Raw genomic sequence first — 17,073 nt, 5'->3', positions numbered from 1 at the left:
CTATCCGGTATTTATCCTATTGATTAGCTTGGCGATCGCCTGAATAACAACAATAATTTTAAATCTTTTAAAAATGAACTGGCATTGTTGAATATTTCAGAAGTAATACGGCAATCAGCAATTCTAAGTTAAAGCAAATTTTCCCGTTCCCGTATGGCCAGGGCATGGGCTGGAAAATCCTCATAGTCCGCTAGGGTAGTGACCGTTTCCTTCACCCCAGCAAAACCTTCCTCCGTTAAATAAGCTAGGGTAGAACGCTTGAGGAAATCAAACACCGACACCGCCGAGTAGGAACGGGCAAAGCCTCCCGTGGGAAGCACCGCATTTACCCCAATGGCATAGGTAGCGGCTGAAGACGGAGTGTAATTGCCCAGCAAAATTTCCCCCGCATTGTCGATTTTGCCCACCAATTTGAGGGGGTCCGCCGTCAACACCTGCAAATGTTCCGGAGCGTAATCGTTAATGAAATCTAGGGAAGCTTGCAAACTATCAGTGAGCAAAATGCCGCCATAGGAACCCAGACCATCTTCACAAAACTTTTTGCGCCAGGGGGGGAGTTTTTCCAGGTATTCCCCTAAATAACCCAATGCCTTTTCCGCCAAACTTGCAGAGTGGGTCACCAACAGCGCCGCTGAGTCGGAGCCGTGTTCCGCTTCGATCAACAAATCCAACGCCGCCAGCTTGGGGTCAGTGGTTTCATCAGCTAAAACAATGGACTCACTGGGTCCTGCCGGTAAACCCACATCAACAATGCCGGACAGTAATCTTTTCGCCGCCGCACCGTAAATGCTGCAGGGGCCAATTAGCTTATCCACTTTGCTAACCGTTTTGGTGCCGTAGGCGATTGCCGCAAGGGCCTGGACACCACCCAATTTATAGACCTCATCCACTCCGGCCATGCGGGCAGTGACCAAGGAAACCGGCTCCACTTTTCCCTCTTTGTCAGGGGGAGTACAAACCACAATTTTCTTTACCCCTGCCACCCGGGCCGGCACCGCCAACATCAACATCATGGAAGGGAAAGCCCCCTTACCCCTGGGCACGTACAAACCCACCGTGGGCAGAGGCGTAATTTTTTCCCCCGCAAATACCCCCGGCTCAATTTCCGCTAGGTGCATGGGGGGAGGCATTTGCCCAGCATGAACCTTTTCAATATTGCGAAAAGCGTGTTCCACCGCCCGCCGTAGTTCAGGATCCACCAACTTTTCCGCTTCGGCAAATTCCGCTTCACTCACCCGCAAATTTTCCGCCGTGGCCCCAGCGAAGTCAAACTGACGGCTGTAATGCAAAACCCCCGCATCTCCCTCCATTTTTACCTGCTCAATAACTTCCTTGGCGATCGCCAGGGCTTGGTCAATGTTTTGTTCCGAGCGACGTTTGAGTTGGTTTAATTGTTGGGGGGTAAGGTGCGAGAGCTTAAGAATACGAGTCACAGATCCCTCTCCGATTGGGGGCAAGGGCGGCGAACCTACATACCGGGTAAATTCAAACCGCTGGTTAACTCTTCCATTTTAGAGCGCATGGTTTCCGTGGACTCAGCATAGGCCGCTTTCATCGCTTCGGTGACGGATGCCGATAGTCCTTCTGCTCCTTTTTCAAGGGCACTGGGATCAATTTCAATACTGAGGGGTTCTTGGTTGCCACTCATCAACACTGTCACCAATCCATCGGCACTTTTGCCAGGAATTTCCATTCTTTCCAGTTCTTCCTGGAGCACTTTGGCCCCTTCTTGAACCTGTTGGGCTTTTTGGAAAGCTTCCTGTAATTCCTTAATTTTACCGAGGCCGAATCCGAAACCTTTACCTTGTGCCATGGGAATTGATTTCTAAGTAGTTAAACAATAATTAGAGTTAAACAAGCAGCAAAGTCGCTGAGGTGCAAACAACGCCCTAGCGAAAGCCTGTCCGATTATATCCCACCGTCTCCGCCATCTTATTGGCGAACGGCGGGAGTGAAAGAAGCCCTCCACAGATGAGAGCTTCCCCCCACGGCGATCGCCAGCGTTATGCACCGAATGTGAAGCCCTAGGAAGCCAAGGCCACTTCTAACATTTCCTGCAGCTCACCATTTTGATAGAGCTCAATCATGATGTCAGAACCACCGACAAATTCACCATTGACGTAAACCTGGGGAATGGTGGGCCAATTGGAATATTCCTTAATACCCTGACGAATTTCCGCATCGGCCAGCACATCTAAAGTCTCAAACGGAATACCCAACATATTGAGAATTTGCACCACATTGTTGGAAAAACCACACTGGGGCATCAGCTTCGTGCCCTTCATAAAGACCATCACCTTATTGGCGGTGACCAACTGATCAATTCTTGCTTTCGTTTCCGGATTCATTCAGACAACTCCTCTTCAAGGACAAATTGGGATGTGGGCGAGTTTAACAACTTTAATGTTGTTTAAATATTGCCATTTTACCCCCCAACTCAAATTTATCTGAAAACAGGTCTAGGAATCCCCTGGCTTTAGCCGTTTTGGGGGATGTCAAAGAGCCAATTTTCGATGTAGGGGAAAAATCTAAGCAGTCTGCCGGGCCACGGCCCAGGCTTCTGGAGTAAAGGTTTTCAGCGCCAGGGCATGGATTGCCTCCGAAGCCAAAGCATCCTTGAGGGCACCATAGACCATTTGATGTTGTTTGACCCGGGACTGGCCGGTAAAGGCTGAAGATACCACCACGGCCTCCAGGTGATCCCCTCCCCCCAGGTCATTGACCATTACTTCGGCATCAGGTAGGGCGGCTTGGATTTGTTGTTTGACTTGATCAAGACTAATCATAGTTATTTATAGCAATAGGCCAAGGAATAGGGCCGATATAATCCCAGGGTAATTATTTAACCACTGTAGCTGAAAGGCTCAGCCCCCAACATAGCGGAGGGAATTTGGCCGTTCAACTGTTGTTTAACTGTCCCATGGCTCGTCCCCAAACCAGAGTAGTTAATCTAACTTAAAAACAGAGACCACCCCCCACGGCAAGCGATTTAATTAATACTAAGGTTCTAGTTTAATCGTCTGTCGGAGGAAGAACCCATATTTTTTTCGTAACCATGACCAATTCTCCCCTGGCGATCGACCCTGCTGTCATTGGCCCTTCCAGGGTTTCCCCCTGGCTAATCAAATTAATTTATCCCCTAGGCACCAGGTTTTTACATTGGTATTTTGGCCCGATCGCCATCCATGGTCAGGAGCATTTACCCCGCAGTGGCCCGATTATTCTGGCCCCTACCCACCGTTCCCGTTGGGATGCAATTTTGCTTTCTTTGGCCGCCGGTCGGGGGGTAACTGGTCGAGACCTCCGTTTTATGGTGGCGGTGACGGAAGTGCAGGGTTTACAGGGTTGGTTTATTCGCCATTTGGGGGGATTTCCCGTTGACGTGAAAAGGCCGGAAATCAGTAGTGTGAGTTATAGTGTGCAGTTACTCCAAGCAGGGGAAATGTTGGTCATTTTTCCTGAGGGGGGCATTTTTCGGGATCAACACACTGTCCATCCCCTCAAACGGGGTATTGGGCGCATTGCCATGGAAGTTTGTAAGCAAAACCCCAACACTGACATTAAAGTGATCCCAGTGACGATCGCCTACAGTGACCCCTACCCAGGCAAAGGCACTTCAGTGGAAATTAATTTTGGCCAGGGCATCGCCGCTAGGGACTACGACCCCAGCACCATCAAGGCTAGCTCCCAAAAACTGACCCGTTGTTTGGCCCATAGAATGCAGAACCTTTACAGTTCCGAGAATGTCTCTCTGTGCGAGGCGATCGCCGCTTCGTGAATTTCGTCAAAACGGCTAATGGGGGAAGGGGCCATCATGATAAGATTTACCGTAAATTAAGATTTTATTCTTTGTCAGTCAGGAAACTCAAATAATGGAAACAATTTATTTGCTCGCTAAATTGCCGGAAGCCTATCAGATTTTTGACCCCCTGGTGGATGTTCTGCCGGTCATTCCCCTCTTCTTTTTGGCTTTGGCCTTTGTGTGGCAAGCGGCGGTTGGTTTTAAATAAACTGGCGATCGCCCCTGGGGCTTGTCATTTTACCTGGTCGCTTAAGAAAATTTGTTGGACCACAATTAAGCTGATATCCCCAAGTTGTCCCCCGTTGGCCATAGCTGGGGAATTTTTTTGTGGGGCAATGCTGATTTTGCCCTGCATTGACCAAGGCCAACGATAAATCTCCTCCCCATAGTGGCCTATTTTTAACCATGGATGTTCGTTTCATTTCCCTCACCAAACCCGAAATTGTCATTGACGGGGAGCCCCTTTCCCCCGAGGGACTAATTGCCTACTGCGCTAGGGTTTCTAGTCCTAACCAAGAAAATCCCAACTACACTAAGCTATTGCAATTTTGCATCCGGGAAGGCCATTGGAGCATTTTTGAAATGGTGGATATGACCTTGGAAATTACCACCACCCGGGCGATCGCCCCCCAAATTTTAAGACATCGATCGTTTTCTTTTCAGGAGTTTAGTCTAAGGTATTCCTGTGCTACCGAATATGAGTGCTATGAAGCCCGTCGTCAGGATGTGAAAAACCGTCAAAATTCCCTAGATGACTTTGATGAAAGCACAAAAAAATGGTTCAACCAAGCCCAGGCAGCCGTGTGGGAAAAAAGTCATCAACTTTATGAAGAGGCCTTGGCTAAGGGCATTGCCAAAGAGTGTGCCCGTTCTATTTTGCCCCTCAATACGGTTACCCGTTTATATATGAAAGGCTCTGTACGCAGTTGGATCCACTATTTCAGTGTCCGCTGTGACCAGGCCACCCAAAAAGAACACCGGGAAATTGCTTTGGCGGCTCGGAAGATTTTTATGAAGCATTTTCCCACTGTGGCGGCGGCTCTGGAGTGGTAGAAGAAATAACCCAGCAAGGCGATCGCCTTTGGATAATCAAAACTTTTGTTCACTCCCCCGAGAGAATGGGCAACAGCAGATGATTTTGGGTTGGGCCATCGGTGACCAAAGCCAGGGTAATAATTTGCTGATCAACCAAATTCGCCAAAACCGCCTGCTGACCAGTGCCAGGGTTGACGGGATAAGCAGGAAAGCTTGCCCCCGCTAAACTAATGCGCAGGCAATCGCCAGGGGACAAAGTTACACAAATTGCCTGGAGACAAATTTCCAAATTAGCTGTTTGCTTACAGCTAGTACAGTAACCCTGGCTGAGGGCCCACACTTCTCCAGTGACCCTAAATTGAGACAAACTCACCGCTACATCGAAACTAGGGCGATCGGATTCCAAAGTGAGGAAAATTTGGGGAACACCACAGATGGTTAAACTTTTCTGCAAAGGCTCAGAAGTATAGGTAACCACATCACTGCGATCATCAATAGTACTTCTTTCCTTCACTCCCTGGGGATAACCACTATGCCCCCCCAAACTGGGTACGGGTCGCCAGGGATCATGAACCCAAACATCGCTAATTTCCTCCGTTGACCTTGCTGGGACCTTTGCCGTCAAAGCACTGCCTTGGGTAGTACCTAAACCAGAGCATTGTAAAAACCAGCTTTGTTGCGTCGAGGGCAAGTCAGTTAAATATCGCCATTGCTTGGTGCCCAGGTCAAATAACTCCAACTTGGCTGGATTAAAGCGGGGCTCTTGCCCTTTAAGAAAATGATCAAACCAGGCTAATTGCAACTGATCCACCCCACTGATGGCAGACTCACCATAATTTTGTCCCCCGGCCCGACTGCCCCAGGGAAAATGCCCCCAGGGCCCCACCACCATTTTTTGCTGAATGCCACATCTTTCTAATTCTGCATATAAACGCCAATTACCTCGCAGATGGGGATCAAACCAACCGCCAATTTGCAACACGGGAATGTCAATTTTTTCCCTAATTTGCCAGCGTTGATCTGGCGATCGCCGTTGCCAATAATCTGCTTCTGGAGGTTGACTGATCCATTGATGGTAAAAGGAATCCGGGGCCAACTCCCCCAGGCGATCGGGAATGGCTGGTTGGAAACCAGAAAAATCGTAACTTTTTGCTAGGCGCATCAACCTTCGAAAAGTTTGCTCATCTTTCCGCCGCTTGGCAGAATCCGTCGCCAACTGTAGGGCCCAGCCGAGGTTATTTTGCAGACAAAAAGCCCCATTTTCATGGGCCCAATCTTGATATAAATCCCAGGCGATCATGGCCGGGCAAATGGTTTTCAAACTCGGATGGTGGTTGGCAGCAGCATACAGTTGGGTCATGCCCTGGTAAGAAAAACCATAGGTGGCCACAGAACCTTCACATTGGGGTAGCTTAGAAACCCAATCTAGGCAATCCTGGCCGTCTTCTACTTCGTGGGCAAATAGATCAAATTCTCCCTCCGAACTCCCTCGACCCCGTACATCTTGGATAATGACTAAATAACCCTGGGCAGCGTACCAATGGGGATGGGCATACACCAGGGTGGAAGCTAAACGGCGGCCGTAGGGTTGCCGCATCAACAGGGCCGGCCATGGCCCACCGGAGTTGGGATAGTAAAGATCGCTGTCCAAGCGGATCCCATCCCTGGTAACCATGGATTGGCAAATGGGTTTTATCAAGTTCAAAGCGGCAACAAAAAATTAGGTTGAGGAAATTAAGGTTTCTGAGTTTGTCTTCTGGATTCTTGCAAAGCTAGAGAAAGAGAACTTTAGCCTTGTTCGATTGGTGGCAAACTCAAAGCCATCATAATATTGCGGTCAATGGAACAACCCAGCCCGGTAAAAGAAATGAGAACACCGGGAACGCTATACAAACATTGTCCTAGTTGCTAAAGCAGAGCTTCAAACTCTTGACGGAGCACATGGGTATTGGCAACCCTAGCCACCAGTAAAGTTGCTTCACTAAAACTGGCCATTTCCCGTCGCCAAGTCTGAATATTGGATTCGTGGTGCAACCAAAAGTTAACCATGGTTTTTACCACTGCGTCCCAGTCCCAGTCAGGTTTGTCGGGAATTAATTCTGTAGCTTGAATCAGCCCATCCAAAGTGCATTCGGGACTGCCCAGGTAGGCCATACTGCGGCGGGGGTTATTTTCCACCTCTTGTTGATAGTTAAAAAAGGTGAAAACCGGCGTTACCCCCAAAATATCAAAGGTATAGTGCATAACAAAAATTTCGCCTTGCGGCAACAACAACAACGTTCAAGAACCCAAAAGCCATGGGCCTTGACCAAAACAGAGACTTCCCCCTAAAGGATTGGGAAATTTAGACTACCCAAGTCCCATTTTGTTGCCCTCAATGGTAGCGCGAAATTTTTTTTGCTGGTATGGCGAAATAACGGAAAATTGCCCAAAACTGTTTTTGTGTTCATTGTGGGAGTGGGTTAGAAAAGTGGTATGGTCAGCCCTAAATCCCCCTTGAAGGAAAAACTTTCATTTTTTTTCTCCCTTGCTAAAGGTGCCTGGCGGGATTAACCCCCATTCCAAACTTTGCAAACAGGCTCTCAAGGGTGTTATGGACGCAAACTTTCCCATTTACCTTACTCCACCGGATTTATCCCCAGCAGCGTTTGTGGCAGCCAATGCCACTGTGGTCGGCAAAGTCCACTTAGGCAAGGATTGTAGTATTTGGTACGGAGCTGTGGTACGGGCGGATCTGGAAGCCATAATCATTGGGGAAGGCACTAATATCCAAGATGGAGCCATACTCCACGGCGATCCGGGCATTGTCACCGTACTAGAAGATTGGGTCACCGTTGGCCACCGGGCTGTGGTCCACGCCGCCCACATTGAACGGGGTAGCTTGATCGGCATTGGAGCAACTATTTTGGATAATGTTCGCATTGGTGCTGGCAGTATCATCGGTGCTGGAGCCGTGGTGACCAAGGATGTGCCCCCCCGGTCTTTGGTGATGGGAGTACCAGCAAAAATTATTAAACAGGTGAGTGAAGGCCAGGTCCAAGGTCTACTAGACCACGGACAAAACTATGTTCGTTTAGCTAAAGCCCATGCCGCCGCAGGGTTGGGTTAGGGGTCCGACATGATAATGGGCAAATTTCCCTCCCCCGAGCCCATAATTAATACCTTGGTGTTGGGCGATTCCGCCAGTTTCTGGGTGGCTTCAATGGCCTTTAATTTAATAATTTGATCCGTCAAACTTTGGGAGAGAATTCTTTGGGAATCAGCTACCCCTTGGGCTTCAATAATTTTTCTTTCCGCATCCCGTCGGGCACTAATTAATTCCAATTGTTTTTTCTGATTACTTTGCTCTACTTCCACTTTAGCTTGGATCGCTTTTTGAATATTTTCCGGCAAAATCACATTTCTCATTAGGGCTTCTTCCACCACAAATCCCAGGGGTTCTAATTGCTCTTTCATTGACTGAACCAGTACTCCGGAAATCTCAGCTCTTTTATCACCATAGATAGAACTTAGATCGTATTTGGCCGTATTTTCCCGGATGAGGGAACGGAAGCGAGAGATAATAATTTCCCTTTGCTGTTCTTCACTGCCGAGGCTAGAAAACACTTCCCCAGCTTTTTCCGGGTTAAGGCGATATTGCAAACTGACATCAATGTTAAAGTTCAAACCTTCTTTGGAAGAGGTATCTACGGTTTCTTTAATGTCCTGCAAACGGGTGGAATAGGTGACGACCTTGGAAAGGGGATTGAGGAAATAAACCCCAGAGGTAAGGGGAGTGGTATCCACTGTGCCCATAGTTTCGATTACCCCCACTTCTCCCGCCGGAATCACCACCAGAGCTCGCCCTAAACTCTGTTGCACAAATAATGCTGACATGAGTAGGGCAATAAAAAATAGCAGGGGCCGTAAAAGTTTAGGAATTTTGGGATTCTCAGGATTTTTAACGGTGATAAATACTGTCCAACTAGCCAAAGCGGCGATCGCCGAGATAACAGCACCCATGGTTAACCTACTTAATACTCATATTGAAGCCATGCTAGCTTATTTTTTTCAATTGTTTGCCCAGAAAATAGTGCTAATACCGAAGAATTTTTTGTGAATATTTTTAAAGCTTGGTTGATGAACAATGGACTATTATTCCTGGGGAGAACTTGCCGTCCGATGCTGCGGCCAACATTAAGCGATGGAATGGGTAATTAGTTATTTATACTCAAGCTTGTTTATGGGGTGCTTGCTCCCTAGGGAGTTAGGGTGGTCTGGTACTCGTTTTCGGTCAGAAAAGCACGTATGATTGAACAGAATTGCAGGGATAACTTTTCCTTGTCAAATTTCATCAATGTCAATAACACCGTAACCCAAGCTTATGTCTCGTTTACGTTCGTTACTTTCCCTTATTCTGGTCTTAGTAACTACGGTCCTCGTTAGTTGCAGTAGCCCCCAGGTGGAAATCCCCACTACCTATAGCCCAGAAAAAATTGCCCAGTTGCAGGTCTACGTCAATCCGATCGCCGTGGCTCGGGACGGCATGGAAAAAAGGTTGCAGGGCCTGATTGCTGATCAAAATTGGGTCGATACCCAAACCTATATCCACGGGCCTTTAGGACAACTACGCCGGGATATGTTGGGGCTAGCCAGTTCTTTGTTACCGAAGGATCAGGATAAAGCCAAAACCCTGGCTAAAGAAGTGTTTGGTCACCTAGAACGATTGGATGCGGCGGCCAAAGACCGTAATGGTTCCCAAGCTAAAATCCAGTACCAGGAAGCCTTGGCGGATTTTGATTCCTTTTTGAACCTGTTGCCCCAAGCTAGCTAGGCATCCTTGAGCAAGATCACAGTTATTGTCCGTTGCTCAATTTACCGAGTGCAAATTCTTTGCTAAGCGCTTCCACTGTTAACCCTTCCGCCCCCTGGCAGGCCAATCTTTGGCTCCGTTATGACCGTCCAGGACACCGTACCCGCATGGTTGAATGCTTGGTGCAGGCTCCTTTGAAAGTGCAACGGTCTTTTTATCCGGATGACACTGGCCAATGTCAGACCATGTTGCTCCATACTGGGGGCGGCATGGTGGGGGGCGATCGCCTGGGCTATGACATTGTGTTAGAAGCCCAGAGTGATGTGTGTTTCACCAGTGCTTCGGCGGGAAAGATTTATCGTAGTTTGGGGCCCTGGAGTGAACAGACCGTCAACCTAGAGGTGAGAGTCGGAGCTTCGGTACTCTGGTGTCCCCAGGAAACAATTATTTTTGACCAGGCCCGCTATCAACAAAATTTCTGCATTAAGCTCCAGGAGCAGGCCCGTTTCAAAGGTTGGGAAATTGTCCGTTTGGGGCGCACCGCCAGAGGAGAAAAATTTACCCAAGGCCATTGGCGATCGAGTTGGGAAATTTGGCAGGGGGATAAATTAATTTGGGGAGAAAGGCAACAGCTAATTGGTTCGGAACAACTTTACGAATCTCCCAATGCCCTGGCGGGCTTCACTTGTTTGGGCACCTATGTGGACTTGAGTCGTTCCTTTGACCAGGATTTAGTCCATCAAGCTCAGGAGATAATTCACAGCCAAGGGCGATCGCCGCAGTTTGGCCTAACTTTAACTGCGACCCAAGGCCTAATTGCCCGCTACCGGGGAAACTCCACCCAAGAAGTTAAGGATATTTTTACGCAACTTAGTCAGGTAATTAGCCCATGATTTATCTAACCCGTCTTCAGCCCCAACCACCTGCTCCGGGCACGGGGGTAAGATTAGCCATTTACCAAAACCAAGGCGGGCCCATTGGTAATACTGAGGCGATCGCCTATTACTTGGCAAAAATGGAAGAAGCCCTCCAGGGAGCCCAACGTTTTGAAGCCCAGCTAATTAGCTTTGCCGAACTTTATCTAACTGGTTATGCCCTTTCTCCCCAAGAAGTCCATCAATTGGCGATCGCCAGGGACGGGGAAGTGATGACCCAGGTGGGGCAACTAGCGCACAAATATCAGATGGCCATCATTTGTCCCTACCCAGAAAAGGCGGCCATTAACGGGGAAATCCACTACTACGACAGCATTAATCTGTTTGATGACCAAGGAAAATTGGTCAAAACCTATCGCAAAACCCATCTTTGGGGCCCCGACGAAAGCAAAATTTACTCCCGCGGCCATCGCCATAAGGAAGAAGGTAAAGCCTTTACGGTCCATAAAGTTAACGGTTTTCCCATCGGTTTATTGAACTGTTATGAAGCGGAATTTGCCGAATTGACCCGTATCCTAGCCCTGCGGGGGGCAAAATTAGTGGTTATTCCCACGGCGGCGGATATTTGGACCTTGTTATCCACTGGGGAAAGGACAAAAATTCCCTACCCTGATGTGTCCCACAACGTTATTCCCGTGCGGGCTTTGGAAAATCATATTTTTGTTGCCTACTGCAATCGGGCTGGCGCTGAAACCAGGCTCAATGCCCAGGGGAAAACGGTATTGGTGGGGGAATATTTAGGCAACAGTGCCATTGCCGGGCCCCATGGTGATCTTTTGCTCTATCCCCGTAATGAAGAAACTTTGCTCATTGCCGATTGTGTCTCCGCAGATTATGGTTCCCTCCATCCAGAACAAACTAATTACTTAGTTGATCGCCAATCAAATCTGTATGGGTCTTTGGCCAGCGAGTTAACCTGATGTCAGGAGTTGCTGATTTCTATGATAATTTCGCCTGCTTGCAGTTTTTCCAGAGCCTGTGGCAAAGTACTTGAGAGAATTCGACGTAAGTTTCGATTCGTAACGTTACCGCAAGTTAGCCAAATGATTTGAGGTGGTATTCCTAATCGACATACAAGATCAACGAAGTCGCTGTCTTTTGTCATGATTACAGAGTTGGCAACTCGTGCGGCATCAAAAATTTCAATGTCTCTTGCATCCCGTAATCCCAGATCCCTCAAAGCTGACGCCTCTAAATCAAAATTACTCGACAGCCAATCTGCCAATGTTGGAGGTAGTTGAGCATCAACCCAAATATTCATGCCGTCAACCGGGAAAAATCAGTCCGCCGTGCAGCAAACACTAGACAAGCCTGAATATCGGCCATTTCTAGGTCTGGAAAGTCCTCTAAAATCTCAGAGGTGCTAACATTCTCAGCTAACATTTCTAGGATGTCGCTCACTCGAATCCTCATCCCTCGAATACAAGGACGACCACCACACTGACCGGGGGTTTGGGTAATGCGAGACAGTAAGCTATTCATTTAGTGTACTAAGATCATTTCATACGAGTAAGATTTTTTTATACTACATCGCATTTTTTGATTTTCTCCTCCCTAACAAAATTTCCGTATCAAAAGTCAGTCAGCCGTTACCCTGAAGGGAAAGTTAATCTCCATTGGCAAAATTGTAATAATCATTATGGTGCATAAAAAAATTGACCTCAACCAGCTCAGTGAAGCGGAAAGCCTACTGACCCCCACCTATGCGGCCCGGGGCCTAGCCAATTCTGTCAGTAAATATGAAATGCCAGAAACGGAAATGCTACCGGCGATCGCCTATAACCTCATCCACGATGAACTGGGGCTAGATGGCAATTCCCGATTAAACCTGGCCACCTTTGTCACCACTTGGATGGAGCCGGAAGCTAGGCAACTGATGGCGGATACCTTCGACAAAAACATGATCGATAAGGATGAATATCCCCAAACGGCGGAAATTGAGTTGCGTTGCGTCAATATTTTGTCCCGACTCTGGAATGCTCCGGCCAGTGCGGAAGCCACCGGCTGTTCCACCATTGGTTCTAGTGAAGCGGCCATGTTGGGGGGGATGGCCATGAAGTGGAAATGGCGGCAACGACGACAAGCGGCAGGGAAACCAGGCGATCGCCCGAATTTGGTTATGGGCATTAACGTCCAGGTTTGTTGGGAAAAGTTTTGTCGTTACTGGGAAGTGGAACCCCGCTTTGTCCCCATGGAAGGCGATCGGTACCACATCAGCCCGGAAGAAGCAGTTAAGCTAATTGACGAAAATACCATCGGTGTAATTGGTATTTTAGGTAGCACCTTTGACGGCAGTTATGAACCCATTGAAGCGTTGAACGATGCCCTGGAAACTTTAAATCAAAGAACTGGTTGGCAGGTGCCTCTGCACATAGATGCCGCCAGCGGTGGTTTTATTGCTCCCTTTTTAGATCCAGATTTGCGTTGGGATTTTCGTTTACCTTGGGTGAAATCCATCAACACCTCTGGCCACAAATACGGTTTAGTTTATCCGGGGGTAGGTTGGATCATTTGGCGGGATAAGGAAGAATTACCGGAAGAATTAATTTTCCATTGCAACTATTTGGGGGGAGATTTACCCAACTTTGCCCTCAACTTTTCCCGCCCCGGCAATCAGGTAGTGGCCCAGTATTATAACTTTCTCCGCTTAGGCAAAGAAGGTTACCGCAAAATCCAACAGACTTGTCGAGATACGGCTCTGTATCTATCTGGCAAAATTGCCCAATTAGGCCCTTTTGAATTGCTCACCGACGGTGGGGATATCCCGGTTTTTGCCTGGAGATTAAAGGACGAAGTATTGGCCAACACTTGTTATACCCTGTACGACATGGCCGACAAATTGCGGGAACGGGGCTGGTTGGTGCCCGCCTATCGCATGCCCAAAAACCGTGAAGATTTGGTGGTGCAACGCATTGTCGTGAAAGAGGGTTTTAGTCGGGATATGGCGGACCTTTTGTTAGCGGACATGGAAAGGGCGATCGCCTATTTTGCCAGCCAACCGGACCACAAACCGAAGCAGGAAGGTTCCCACTTTAGCCATTAGGCATCATAATCATTCACAATGAAACAGACCTTAAATATTTGAAAAATGAATGGGAAGAAAAATTTCTTCCCATTCCACAAAAAATCTAAACACAATTACAAGGAGAATTTCCTACGATTATCAGGTTATTTTCTAAAAACTACCTGGGCAATTTCGTTAATGTCGCCAACAATATACTCCCCGAGTGCAGTGAATTCATAGCTACCGCCTACATCTTTTAATTTGGCGACAATAATGCCTGTGTTTTGACCTCCGTCTTCAGTAATAGAATAGCTAGCAAGGGCTGTGTTAGTCTCGTTATTATAAATTGTTGCTTTTGCATTATTTACAAGGTTAAAAGCCTGTTTTCTTGATTTTGCGTCGTAAATATTGACACAAATATAATAATCTCCATCATCAGTCTTTGTTGCATCTAGTTCTGTAAACTCATCATCTCCTTCTCCCTCGCCAGTCAAATTATCATCACTTAACTTGATACCAGAAATTGCGGTTTTGTCATTAAAAAAGGCAACTTTTTTAGATTCTTTATGTACGACAAAAAGGTCTAAGTCAACATTAGAGCCTATGCTAGCGACATCCCATGACAGCCCTACACGAACTTTCTGAATACTAGACCCATCTGGTTTAGTAAGGGAAAGAGACTGACCTTTTTCTAAGCTTAACATAATTTAAACCGATAGAGTTTTTTTACTGACGTTGTCACCTTACTACAAATCTAAATTGTTCGTAAAGTCGAACTAGGTCGGATTTAGTCAGTTTGTATACTTTAACTATTTTGAATTGTCATCAAATTTAGAAAAAGTCGAATAAAGTCGAATTTAGACGTATACTATTTTGTGCGACAACCTAAACCAAACTTAAATTAACGGATATGATGGATTTAGGGGAGTGCTTGCTTTTCGCTGACGATATGGTGTTTCAAAAAACAGGTAGACACCTGGATGATATTGAGTTTGGGGTCATTGAAGGGGTTTTACAAAGAAAAAAATATGCAGATATAGCGAGAGATTTAAACTGTACAGAAGGATATATTAAGGACATTGGTTACGAATTGTGGAAATTATTCTCAGAAATTTTTGGAGAAGAGATTAACAAATCAAATATTAGGTCTAGCTTACTTCGTCACAAATTCGCCAACAACGTAAGCATTTCTGGAAACGATAATACGGTTGGTTCAATAGACCAAGTTAGTTTTTACGTAGGTTTAGATAAAAGATCAGACAAAAGTTGCCAAAATGATCAGTTTTTGACGAGACTTATTGAAAAACTTCTCACTTTTGGATTAAGTCATGAGCAAATTGCAGAATGCCTAAATATTAATTTGGAAAAACTAGGTATCAAAAACGAGCCTAAAAACACCTAGAGAGTAATCAAGTGTATTGAATTCATGATCGATATGGCCCTAGGCATCGGGGGGATTAACGGGGAAGAAAAATTCCACCCCCTGGTCAATTAAATGCTGATTATTAGCCAAAATTTCCCGCTTAAAGTTCCACGCTAAAACGTAATAAATATCGGGCAAAGTGGTTAGCTCTTTTTCAATTAAAAGCGGAATGTGCATACCAGGAGAAACCAAGCCCCGCCGTAGCTCATTTTTTTCCACCAAATAGTCTAAATATTGGGTACCAATGCCAAAGTAATTGAGCAAGGTATTACCCTTCACCGGAGCGCCAAAGCCCCAAACGGTTTTACCAGCTTGCTTAGCTTCGTCTAAATAGGCCAGGTTTTCTGCCTTCATCGTTTCAATGCGTTGGGCAAAATCAAGGTAGGTTTGGTAATCATTACTTTTTTCATCTATTTCCGACTGGCGCATGGCCTGGAGCCGTTCTGTGGGTTGCCGTTTGCCTTGATGGGTGACAAAACCGACAATGGAACCACCGTGGATAGGAGCTAAGTAGGCATCAAACATGGACAGTCCATGGCGATTGAGCAACACTTCGATGGTTTGGAGATTATAGTACAGTAAATGCTCGTGGTAAATTTGGTCGAAAGCCAGGTTTTCCACAATGCGTTTCATGTAAAGAAACTGCACCACAAATACCCCATCTTCTGCCAACGCTTCCCGAATACCTTCCGTTACGGAATGGAGTTCTTCGAGATGGAAAAAGACGCCCGCCGCATTAATGGCGGAAAATTTACGCCCTAACTTTTCGACTACTTCCAAATTGAAAAAATCATTCAGGGTGGGCACCCCCGCATCGTTGGCAATTTTGGCAGTGGTTTTGGAGGATTCCACCCCCAGTACGTCGTAACCCAAGGCTTGGAAATGTTTTAGTTGGGTGCCATCGTTGGAGCCAATGTCCAGCACGGATTTTCCGGGAGTATTGGCAAAAAAGCGTTCGTCCACTTCCTGGGCCACCCGAGCAAAATGATCACTGAGGGATTTGGTCACACCGGACAAATAGGTGTGGTCCCCAAACATGATTTCTTTTTTAACTGTGTAGTCCAACTGCACGGTGCCGCAGTCCTGGCAGTATAAAACCCGCAGGGGATAATAGGGTTCCTGGCCCACTTCCGCCGGGGTGAGAAAATGGTTACACCAGGGTTGTTCCCCCAAATCGATCGCCAAATCTAGACGGGTAGAATCACAAACACGGCACTGCATAGGAACTAACCAAAAAACTAAGAACCAGGACGACGGGCAAGGGCTATCTTCCCACGTTTGTTGTTTCGGCTCAAGCTGGGGCTAGGCCGTTGGGGGTGTTTAGGGCTGGCAGTGAATTTGCTGTAAATCGGCGATGGTGGCGTCGGTCCCCACTAGGTTTCCCTGGGCATAACCAGGCCAGTGAATGGCGATCGCCCCTTGGGCATGGGCCCCTTTGGCCATGGTGATATCCCCCTGGGCATCCCCAATCATCAAGGTGTGCTCCGGTTTCACGCCCAACTCCCGGCAGGTTAAAAGGTATAAAGCTGGATCAGGTTTACTGAGTCCTTGGTCCGACCCCTTAGCCACATCCACTAGGCTTTGCAATTGGTGATCGGCAATGAACCGTTCCACACTCCTTTGGCGGGCGGCGGAAAGGATGGCAATTTTTACCCCCTGTTGTTGCCACAATGTAAGGCTGTCCACTACTCCGGGGAACATGGGACAGGTATGGGCATTGGCAATAATTTGGCGATCGGCCTGGTCAAAACATTGGTTAGCAATGTCCAAACTCTGGAACCAGCCATAGCCCTGTTCGGCAATGTAGCTAGCGGCGGCAATAACATTATCCCGACGACTGCCCACCGCCATTAGTCCCCCTGGATCTAACTGAGCACTGCTCCGGTCAAAACCAAAGGCCCCAGCCAGGCGATCGCCAAAGTTTGCGGCTGGTATTCCCTGTTCCAATAGGGCCAACCTAGCCACGGTGAGTTTTTCCAGATACACCTTGGAATTTTCCAGAGTGCCGTCCTTATCGAAAATTAGGGCTTGGATCTGGGTAAAAGTTTTGCCTTGAACGGTGATATTAGCCAAATGAACTCC

General features: G+C 47.3%; 21 protein-coding genes. 9 read left to right on the top strand and 12 right to left on the bottom strand.

The window, feature by feature from the left end; translation table 11 throughout:
* Positions 1-128: 128 nt before the first annotated feature.
* The 4 genes from hisD to C7I86_RS02595 form a co-directional block, all read right to left on the bottom strand.
* Positions 129-1,433 carry a histidinol dehydrogenase gene (gene hisD / locus C7I86_RS02610; protein ID WP_010871708.1) on the bottom strand — a complete coding sequence of 435 codons (1,305 nt, stop codon included), beginning with the start codon at positions 1,431-1,433 and terminating at the stop codon, positions 129-131.
* A gap of 35 nt (positions 1,434-1,468) precedes the next feature.
* Positions 1,469-1,813, bottom strand: a complete 345-nt coding sequence (locus C7I86_RS02605; RefSeq protein ID WP_010871707.1) for a YbaB/EbfC family nucleoid-associated protein — start codon at positions 1,811-1,813, stop codon at positions 1,469-1,471.
* Between the two features lie 211 nt (positions 1,814-2,024).
* Positions 2,025-2,348: a Grx4 family monothiol glutaredoxin gene (gene grxD, locus C7I86_RS02600; protein WP_010871706.1), complete on the bottom strand. Its 324-nt coding sequence runs from the start codon at positions 2,346-2,348 to the stop codon at positions 2,025-2,027.
* Positions 2,349-2,528: 180 nt separating this feature from the next.
* Positions 2,529-2,786, bottom strand: a complete 258-nt coding sequence (locus C7I86_RS02595) for a BolA family protein (RefSeq protein WP_010871705.1) — start codon at positions 2,784-2,786, stop codon at positions 2,529-2,531.
* A 269-nt stretch (positions 2,787-3,055) separates the two neighbouring features.
* Between C7I86_RS02595 and C7I86_RS02590 the strand changes: the two genes are divergently transcribed.
* From C7I86_RS02590 to thyX, 3 genes are all read left to right on the top strand, one after another.
* On the top strand, positions 3,056-3,778 hold the full coding sequence (locus C7I86_RS02590) for a 1-acyl-sn-glycerol-3-phosphate acyltransferase (protein ID WP_010871704.1): 723 nt from the start codon (positions 3,056-3,058) through the stop codon (positions 3,776-3,778).
* A gap of 94 nt (positions 3,779-3,872) precedes the next feature.
* The gene (locus C7I86_RS02585; RefSeq protein ID WP_010871703.1) at positions 3,873-4,010 is read left to right on the top strand and encodes a photosystem II reaction center protein K; all 138 of its coding nucleotides are present in this window, start codon (positions 3,873-3,875) and stop codon (positions 4,008-4,010) included.
* A gap of 197 nt (positions 4,011-4,207) precedes the next feature.
* Positions 4,208-4,855, top strand: a complete 648-nt coding sequence (thyX, locus tag C7I86_RS02580) for an FAD-dependent thymidylate synthase (protein ID WP_010871702.1) — start codon at positions 4,208-4,210, stop codon at positions 4,853-4,855.
* Positions 4,856-4,904: 49 nt separating this feature from the next.
* Here thyX and C7I86_RS02575 read toward each other — a convergent pair whose 3' ends face one another.
* Both C7I86_RS02575 and C7I86_RS02570 read right to left on the bottom strand, forming a co-directional pair.
* Positions 4,905-6,542: a CocE/NonD family hydrolase gene (locus C7I86_RS02575; RefSeq protein WP_223211335.1), complete on the bottom strand. Its 1,638-nt coding sequence runs from the start codon at positions 6,540-6,542 to the stop codon at positions 4,905-4,907.
* Between the two features lie 203 nt (positions 6,543-6,745).
* On the bottom strand, positions 6,746-7,081 hold the full coding sequence (locus C7I86_RS02570; RefSeq protein WP_010871700.1) for a hypothetical protein: 336 nt from the start codon (positions 7,079-7,081) through the stop codon (positions 6,746-6,748).
* A 292-nt stretch (positions 7,082-7,373) separates the two neighbouring features.
* Here C7I86_RS02570 and C7I86_RS02565 point away from each other — a divergent pair, with 292 nt between their 5' ends.
* Entirely contained in the window at positions 7,374-7,946 is a 573-nt protein-coding gene (locus C7I86_RS02565; protein ID WP_010871699.1) for a gamma carbonic anhydrase family protein, read from the top strand.
* On the opposite strand, the gene C7I86_RS02560 is transcribed toward C7I86_RS02565, so the two are convergent.
* Entirely contained in the window at positions 7,943-8,839 is an 897-nt protein-coding gene (locus C7I86_RS02560; protein ID WP_010871698.1) for a prohibitin family protein, read from the bottom strand. The genes C7I86_RS02565 and C7I86_RS02560 overlap by 4 nt on opposite strands.
* 361 nt (positions 8,840-9,200) lie before the next feature.
* Between C7I86_RS02560 and psbQ the strand changes: the two genes are divergently transcribed.
* Genes psbQ through C7I86_RS02545 form a run of 3 tightly spaced genes read left to right on the top strand, consistent with a single transcriptional unit; the run spans position 9,201 to position 11,484 of the window.
* On the top strand, positions 9,201-9,650 hold the full coding sequence (psbQ, locus tag C7I86_RS02555) for a photosystem II protein PsbQ (RefSeq protein WP_010871697.1): 450 nt from the start codon (positions 9,201-9,203) through the stop codon (positions 9,648-9,650).
* A 59-nt stretch (positions 9,651-9,709) separates the two neighbouring features.
* Positions 9,710-10,522, top strand: coding sequence for an urease accessory protein UreD (locus tag C7I86_RS02550; protein WP_014407074.1), 813 nt, complete (start codon positions 9,710-9,712; stop codon positions 10,520-10,522).
* Positions 10,519-11,484 (top strand): carbon-nitrogen hydrolase family protein, encoded by a 966-nt coding sequence (locus C7I86_RS02545; protein ID WP_010871695.1) that lies wholly within the window; start codon positions 10,519-10,521, stop codon positions 11,482-11,484. The genes C7I86_RS02550 and C7I86_RS02545 overlap by 4 nt, the downstream gene beginning before the upstream one ends.
* 2 nt (positions 11,485-11,486) lie before the next feature.
* On the opposite strand, the gene C7I86_RS02540 is transcribed toward C7I86_RS02545, so the two are convergent.
* Together C7I86_RS02540 and C7I86_RS02535 are read right to left on the bottom strand one after the other, a co-directional pair.
* Positions 11,487-11,825: a DUF5615 family PIN-like protein gene (locus C7I86_RS02540; protein WP_010871694.1), complete on the bottom strand. Its 339-nt coding sequence runs from the start codon at positions 11,823-11,825 to the stop codon at positions 11,487-11,489.
* A complete protein-coding gene (locus C7I86_RS02535) occupies positions 11,822-12,046 on the bottom strand; it encodes a DUF433 domain-containing protein (RefSeq protein WP_010871693.1) in 225 nt (74 codons plus the stop codon). Before C7I86_RS02535 ends, C7I86_RS02540 begins: the two co-directional genes overlap by 4 nt.
* Positions 12,047-12,203: 157 nt before the next feature.
* Here C7I86_RS02535 and C7I86_RS02530 point away from each other — a divergent pair, with 157 nt between their 5' ends.
* Entirely contained in the window at positions 12,204-13,607 is a 1,404-nt protein-coding gene (locus C7I86_RS02530) for a glutamate decarboxylase (protein WP_010871692.1), read from the top strand.
* A 125-nt stretch (positions 13,608-13,732) separates the two neighbouring features.
* Here C7I86_RS02530 and C7I86_RS02525 read toward each other — a convergent pair whose 3' ends face one another.
* Positions 13,733-14,272 (bottom strand): TerD family protein, encoded by a 540-nt coding sequence (locus tag C7I86_RS02525; protein ID WP_010871691.1) that lies wholly within the window; start codon positions 14,270-14,272, stop codon positions 13,733-13,735.
* Positions 14,273-14,478: 206 nt separating this feature from the next.
* Between C7I86_RS02525 and C7I86_RS02520 the strand changes: the two genes are divergently transcribed.
* On the top strand, positions 14,479-14,970 hold the full coding sequence (locus C7I86_RS02520; protein ID WP_010871690.1) for a hypothetical protein: 492 nt from the start codon (positions 14,479-14,481) through the stop codon (positions 14,968-14,970).
* 39 nt (positions 14,971-15,009) lie between these two features.
* Here the strand turns inward: C7I86_RS02520 and C7I86_RS02515 are convergent, their stop codons facing one another.
* Both C7I86_RS02515 and C7I86_RS02510 read right to left on the bottom strand, forming a co-directional pair.
* The gene (locus C7I86_RS02515; protein WP_010871689.1) at positions 15,010-16,212 is read right to left on the bottom strand and encodes a class I SAM-dependent methyltransferase; all 1,203 of its coding nucleotides are present in this window, start codon (positions 16,210-16,212) and stop codon (positions 15,010-15,012) included.
* A 99-nt stretch (positions 16,213-16,311) separates the two neighbouring features.
* Positions 16,312-17,064, bottom strand: a complete 753-nt coding sequence (locus C7I86_RS02510; RefSeq protein ID WP_020861455.1) for an HAD family hydrolase — start codon at positions 17,062-17,064, stop codon at positions 16,312-16,314.
* Positions 17,065-17,073: the final 9 nt, after the last annotated feature.

It is taken from the genome of Synechocystis sp. IPPAS B-1465 (assembly GCF_003015225.1).
In the GTDB taxonomy this organism is placed as follows: Bacteria; Cyanobacteriota; Cyanobacteriia; order Cyanobacteriales; family Microcystaceae; genus Synechocystis.
The sequence above is the reverse complement of the archived record's forward strand: the minus strand, read 5'-3'. Positions and strand labels throughout refer to the sequence as shown.

Bases quoted from the DNA above. Each gene is read 5' to 3' on its own strand.
- C7I86_RS02605 (WP_010871707.1), bottom strand. From the start codon at position 1,813: ATGGCACAAGGTAAAGGTTTCGGATTCGGCCTCGGTAAAATTAAGGAA.
- grxD (WP_010871706.1), bottom strand. From the start codon at position 2,348: ATGAATCCGGAAACGAAAGCAAGAATTGATCAGTTGGTCACCGCCAAT.
- C7I86_RS02595 (WP_010871705.1), bottom strand. From the start codon at position 2,786: ATGATTAGTCTTGATCAAGTCAAACAACAAATCCAAGCCGCCCTACCT.
- C7I86_RS02590 (WP_010871704.1), top strand. From the start codon at position 3,056: ATGACCAATTCTCCCCTGGCGATCGACCCTGCTGTCATTGGCCCTTCC.
- C7I86_RS02585 (WP_010871703.1), top strand. From the start codon at position 3,873: ATGGAAACAATTTATTTGCTCGCTAAATTGCCGGAAGCCTATCAGATT.
- thyX (WP_010871702.1), top strand. From the start codon at position 4,208: ATGGATGTTCGTTTCATTTCCCTCACCAAACCCGAAATTGTCATTGAC.
- C7I86_RS02570 (WP_010871700.1), bottom strand. From the start codon at position 7,081: ATGCACTATACCTTTGATATTTTGGGGGTAACGCCGGTTTTCACCTTT.
- C7I86_RS02560 (WP_010871698.1), bottom strand. From the start codon at position 8,839: ATGGGTGCTGTTATCTCGGCGATCGCCGCTTTGGCTAGTTGGACAGTA.
- psbQ (WP_010871697.1), top strand. From the start codon at position 9,201: ATGTCTCGTTTACGTTCGTTACTTTCCCTTATTCTGGTCTTAGTAACT.
- C7I86_RS02545 (WP_010871695.1), top strand. From the start codon at position 10,519: ATGATTTATCTAACCCGTCTTCAGCCCCAACCACCTGCTCCGGGCACG.
- C7I86_RS02540 (WP_010871694.1), bottom strand. From the start codon at position 11,825: ATGAATATTTGGGTTGATGCTCAACTACCTCCAACATTGGCAGATTGG.
- C7I86_RS02535 (WP_010871693.1), bottom strand. From the start codon at position 12,046: ATGAATAGCTTACTGTCTCGCATTACCCAAACCCCCGGTCAGTGTGGT.
- C7I86_RS02530 (WP_010871692.1), top strand. From the start codon at position 12,204: ATGGTGCATAAAAAAATTGACCTCAACCAGCTCAGTGAAGCGGAAAGC.
- C7I86_RS02525 (WP_010871691.1), bottom strand. From the start codon at position 14,272: ATGTTAAGCTTAGAAAAAGGTCAGTCTCTTTCCCTTACTAAACCAGAT.
- C7I86_RS02520 (WP_010871690.1), top strand. From the start codon at position 14,479: ATGATGGATTTAGGGGAGTGCTTGCTTTTCGCTGACGATATGGTGTTT.
- C7I86_RS02515 (WP_010871689.1), bottom strand. From the start codon at position 16,212: ATGCAGTGCCGTGTTTGTGATTCTACCCGTCTAGATTTGGCGATCGAT.